This window comes from Anabaena sp. AL93, assembly GCF_001672085.1.
GTDB classification, from domain to species: Bacteria; Cyanobacteriota; Cyanobacteriia; order Cyanobacteriales; family Nostocaceae; genus Dolichospermum; species Dolichospermum heterosporum.
In genome coordinates this window covers 1-5,627 of record NZ_LJOU01000177.1, presented here as the reverse complement: position 1 = coordinate 5,627, position 5,627 = coordinate 1, and the positions used below count along the sequence as shown (strand labels likewise).

Here is a 5,627-nt window from a genome sequence, read left to right as displayed (position 1 = left end):
GTAGGGGGAGTAGGGGAGTAGGGGAGAAATTTCTTTCTTCCTCGTGAACTCGTGAACTCGTGAACTCGTGAACTCCTGAACTTCTGAACTTCTGAACTTCTGAACTCGTGAACTCGTGAACTCGTGAACTCCTGAACTTCTGAACTCCTGAACTCGTGAACTCCTGATAGCGCAGCGTGGCGTTAGCCATACTCCTGAACTCGTGAACTCCTGATAGCGCAGCGTGGGGTTAGCCATACTCCTGAATGGGCGCAGGCCCTGCGCCCCTACCTGCTGAACTCCTCGATTTAAAATCTAAAATCAAAAATTATGATTACAGATCAAGCAATTCGTGAACAAGGCTATGCCTATTTTTTGGGCGAAGCACCGGAATTATTGCAAACTATTGAACAGGATTTATATACTTTAGTTGAAAATTCTAGCACAGCTAAAATACATAATCTAATGCGGGCAACCCATACAATTAAGGGTGGGGCAGCAAATGTTGGACTCGATACCATCATGACAATTGCCCATTCTTTAGAAGATATATTTAAGGCTTTATATAATCCTAATGTTGTTATTGATAGTGAATTACAAACTTTACTTGTTGAAGGTTATGAATGTCTACAATTAGCAGTGACGGCAGAAGTTACTAGCAGTAACATCAATGCTGATGAACTTTTGAACCGAGCTACTACAGTATTTATTCAAATCCAAGAAAAGTTAGGTGATGCTTTCGGAGCAGAAACTCATGTGCCGACATCGGAAGAGTTAGGATTTGATATTGTTAAATCTATTTTTGAAGTAGGAGTAAAACAACGTCTAGATATTCTGAATCAGGCTCTTACTAATCCACCAGATAATACTGAATTTTGTGAATTACTCCACTCTCAAAGTGAAGTATTTATTGGCTTGGCAGAATCTTTGAATCTACCAGGATTGGAAAAATTGGCACGCACAATTATGGCGGTTTTAGATGCAAATCCCCAAAAGGTGCGAGAAATTGCTAAAATCGCTTTCACTGATTTAAAAGCAGCACAAATAGCTGTTTTAGGGGGCGATCGCACTTCTGGAGGTTCAGCATCTTTAGAATTGCAAGCGCTGGTAAATACGACAAATGATGATTTATTTCCTGTAATCACAACCAGTTCTTTGGCAACAATCCCAAAATCTGAGTCATATCTGGGATCTATTCACCAATCTTTTGCTGATACATTTTTTAATAATACAACAGAATTTTATCACTTTTTAACTACTCTTAGCAATGGGAATAATCAACCTTTAAAACCAGTTCACGCCAAGGTTTATTTAAAAACTATTCGCTATATTTTTGGCTGGTTTAATCAGTACAGAGAAATACCAGAATCAGAGTTAAATCTATCTTTATTAATTCCTTCATCTAGTCAGAAATATCCCGTCAATTATTTAGAACATTGGCTAGAACAATTTCTTTACTTTATAGAAAAAGTAGGGGATAGCAAATCTTTATGTCTCCATCGTCGTGGTGTAATTTTAATTATTATTTTAGCCATTGCTAAATTCCAATATACTGTTGAGCAAAATAATAGTGCCATTCCCATTATCAAAAAATTAAGGCGGCAAATTCGTGAATTAGGCAAAGAATATAAAAATTATCCACCAGTCACAGAAGCCGAAAAAAACTGGCTAGATCATCCTAAATTACAAGATTTGCTAGTAATCAAAGAAATAGTTCCTTCTTCATTACTCGAAGAAAATAATAGCCTTCTGGAATCAATATGGGGAGGAGAATCTATTTTAGAGCCAGATAATATACTCGCAATGCCAATCATAGAAACAACAGAAGGCGTTCAAGATGATATTTATTTAGAAAGTGTGACATCATCAGCAGTTAGTGAAGAGGTAGTCACAAACTATGATACAAAAATTAATCAGCAATTAGAAGAAAAAACTACTGATGCAGTTACTAGAAACTCTCGACAATCTTCCTTTGTCCGTGTTGATGTGGAAGGACTACAACGCCTGAATTACATAACAGGTGAATTACTAATTTCTCAAAAAAGACGGACTTTATATGATGACCAAGTTATAGAATTAATTGATAGATTAAGTCAGCAACTTCACCAACACCAATTAACTTTATATCAATTACGAGATTTGCCATTACAAGGAAATAATGTCTCATCTCATCATACCCAGTCCCTGAGTTCAGTAAATTTTGATTCCTTAGAAATGGATGTATATTCAGAGTTTCAGTTAACACTGCATTCAGCAATGGAAGAAACCTTGCAAATACAAGAAACTTCCGAATCCCTAGAATTACTGATGAAACAAGCTGCTCAAATTGGGGAGAAACAACAAACCTTAACCTTAAATATTATAGATAACTTGGTAGAAGCGAGAATGTTACCTTTAGGAACTATCCTCAGCCGCTTTCCGCAAATGGTGCAGAATCTAGCCAATGTTTATGGAAAACAGGTAGAATTAAAACTTACTGGTACAGATGTTCTAGTTGATAAAGCGATCGCCGAAAAACTCTATGATCCCCTTTTGCAACTGGCACGCAACTCTTTTGATCATGGGATTGAATCTCCAGAAATTCGCCGAGAAAGAGGCAAATCAGCACAGGGTATCATTGAGATTTTTGCCTATAATCAAGGTAGTCAAACTGTTATTGAAATCCATGATGATGGACAAGGATTAAACTTAGAAAAAGTTCGTAGCAGAGCCATAGAACTTAATCTAATTCCCCATGATAATAGTGGAGATTATGTTCATCGCCTCACCGAATCTGAATTAATAGAGATGATGTTTGCTCCGGGATTTTCTACAGCCGGGAAAGTTAGTGAAATCTCTGGACGCGGGATGGGTTTAGATATTGTTCGTACCCAAATACAATTACTTAACGGCTCAATTTCTGTGCAATCATCACCTCAGCAGGGAACAACATTTATTCTTAAAATTCCTTTCTCTATGACTACAGATAAACTCATGTTAGTTCAAGCAGGTGGTGTTATTTACGCTTTACTACAAGATAGTATTGAAAAAATAGTTATTCCCTCTGCTCAACAAATCAAAGAATTTGAAGGCAAACAGTTTTTACATTGGCGGACAGATGAAGATGAATTGATGGTCAATATCCAAAAACTGGCGGGGTTAATGTACTATAATGGCGCAGTTTTGAGTACAAATAATCTGCAAAATTTCCCAGATAATTCAGAAGCAGGAATGGTGAAAAATCCCATCATTTTATTGCGTCGCCATCATGGTATGGTAGGCATAGAAGTTGATCAAATTATTGGAGAACAAGAATTAGTAATTAGGCCGTTAGGAAGTTCCATTACCCCACCAAAATATGTTTATGGTTGCAGTAGTTTGGCTAATGGTAACTTGATCTTAATTATTGATGGGACGCTGCTTATTGATACTAAAGAAATGCAAGCTACATTGGATGTCATGTCGCTCCCGATGGCACCCGCAGCAAATCAACAAGCTTTACCAGAGACAGTTGCCACTCACACCCACAAACAGTTAACCGCTAATGTGTCAGGAAATAGCCAATCACCAAAAGTAATTTTAGTGGTAGATGATGCTATTAGTCTGCGGCAAACTCTCTGTCTCACTTTACAAAAATCAGGATATCAAGTATTACAAGCTCAAAATGGTATGGAGGCTTTAGAACAACTACATCTACATCCAGAAATTGAAGTAATTATCTCTGATTTAGAAATGCCAAGAATGAACGGATTTGAATTGTTAAGCCATATCCGTCAAAACCCAGATTTTGCTAAAAAACCAGTTATTGTTCTCACCTCTCGTAGCGCAGATAAACATCGTCAGTTAGCTTATGAATTGGGGGCAAATTCTTATTTAACTAAGCCTTACTTGGAGCATGAATTTCTCGCTACCGTTGAGATTTTAGCTAATGGGAATAACGAGGATTCAAGCCAGGGATTAATAGCAGCAGGTAAATAAGTAATGGGACAGAATTAATTACACAATTGATTTTTCTGTTCCCTGTTCCCTGCGATGCACTGAGCTTGTCGAAGTGTTCCCTGTTCCCTCTCTCAACGAGTGAATTTAATTTTGTCCGACTACTTATGGAGAATTTTCTGCAATTTTGTATTTTGAATAAGGATAACAGCTAGTGAAGCTATGGTATATTTAGGGGTGGTGCAGCCCTGAATATGGCTAAAATTAGGTCTACTACTATAAAATCTGATAGGGTATGGCATAAGCCGGAGAATTTGTTTAGACACACTCACTAACTCGATGACAGGCAAAAACGCAAGACAGAATGCATTTCTGCGGTTGGTGTCCAGTAAGGTCGAAGTTTCCGAGTCAGCATCTCGCTACTTGTTGCTTCCTGGTAAAGAAATGGTAATTGGACGTGACCCCATCTGCCAAATTGTCTTGGATGCCGTAATATACCGAATGGTATCTCGTCGTCATGCGGTAGTTCGTCCCGTTTCTTTAACGACCTATAGCGGCTATAGCTGGGTAATTTGTGATTTAAATAGTGCCAATGGCACTTTTTTAAATGGAGAACCCTTGAAAGGATGTCAAGAATTACATTTGGGCGATCGCATTTCCCTGGGTGCTGATGGACCACAATTTATTTTTGAGTACGAAGTTGTTGCTCAAAAAACAATGATCAATGTCAGTAAAGCGACAGTATTATCATCTGTTAATTATCAACATCTGTCATCAAAGCAAGATTCTGTAAGCTTCACACAATTATTTCCTATTATCTCTACTGGTAAGGATCTCACTCGCAAAGCCTACCTGATTCCAGGAATCTTAACAGTAGTTTTCGTGGTATTAATGTTTGCTACGGTAGGTCATCCCCAAGCCAATCAAGTAATTGTGGGGTCTTACATCGCTTTTGCTGCTTACTATTTTGTTTATCAATTGTGTGGTAAATCTAAGCCTTGGTGGGTACTCATGGCTACGGCACTGAGTACAATCTTAATTTTATTGAGTCCTCTCTTAGATTTATTTATCAAAGTCTTCCGAAATATCTTACCTGGGACGTTGGATGCGACATCTCCAGATGGGATTACCTTCACCGAATTATTAGTACGGATGTTTTTTGGTGCAGGGTTAATGGAGGAACTCCTGAAAATACTACCAGTATTAGGAGCATATTGGATTGGCAAGTCCCTCCGATCGCCCTGGCGAGAACGGATTGGGGTTTGGGAACCGCTGGATGGTATTCTCTTGGGTACAGCTTCCGCTGTGGGGTTTACTTTACTAGAAACTCTTGGTCAATATGTACCCTTAATTTCCCAAAATTCTGGTCAATCAGTCGGTTTACAGCTACTTATTCCCCGCATTTTAGGTTCTGTGGCCGGACACATGGCTTACAGTGGCTATTTAGGCTATTTTGTGGGTTTAGCGGTGTTAAAACCCCTCAAAGGCAAGCAAATTCTCACGGTGGGTTATTTGAGCGCTTCTGCACTCCACGCTTTATGGAATGCGACGGGTTCTATTAATGCTTTGTTTTTGGTAGTAGTTGGCGTTTTATCTTATGCCTTTCTGATGGCGGCAATTCTGAAAGCACGGGTATTGTCACTTACAAGATCAGAGAACTTTGCTACTCGGTTTCTTGATCCAAAGTAAGTAAGAGGCAGGGAGTAGGGGAGTAGGGGAGTAGGGGAGTAGGG

At 38.8% G+C, this 5,627-nt stretch carries 3 protein-coding genes; 2 read left to right on the top strand and 1 reads right to left on the bottom strand.

Features of this window, described 5'->3' with window-relative positions; all coding sequences use genetic code 11:
• The coding region (locus tag AN486_RS26025; protein WP_290603007.1) for a hypothetical protein at positions 1 to 190 on the bottom strand (190 nt) is incomplete at its 3' end.
• A gap of 119 nt (positions 191 to 309) precedes the next feature.
• Between AN486_RS26025 and AN486_RS26020 the strand changes: the two genes are divergently transcribed.
• Both AN486_RS26020 and AN486_RS26015 read left to right on the top strand, forming a co-directional pair.
• Positions 310 to 3,936 (top strand): hybrid sensor histidine kinase/response regulator, encoded by a 3,627-nt coding sequence (locus AN486_RS26020; RefSeq protein ID WP_290603006.1) that lies wholly within the window; start codon positions 310 to 312, stop codon positions 3,934 to 3,936.
• Positions 3,937 to 4,233: 297 nt separating this feature from the next.
• Positions 4,234 to 5,583 (top strand): PrsW family glutamic-type intramembrane protease, encoded by a 1,350-nt coding sequence (locus AN486_RS26015; protein ID WP_290603005.1) that lies wholly within the window; start codon positions 4,234 to 4,236, stop codon positions 5,581 to 5,583.
• Positions 5,584 to 5,627 lie beyond the last annotated feature (44 nt).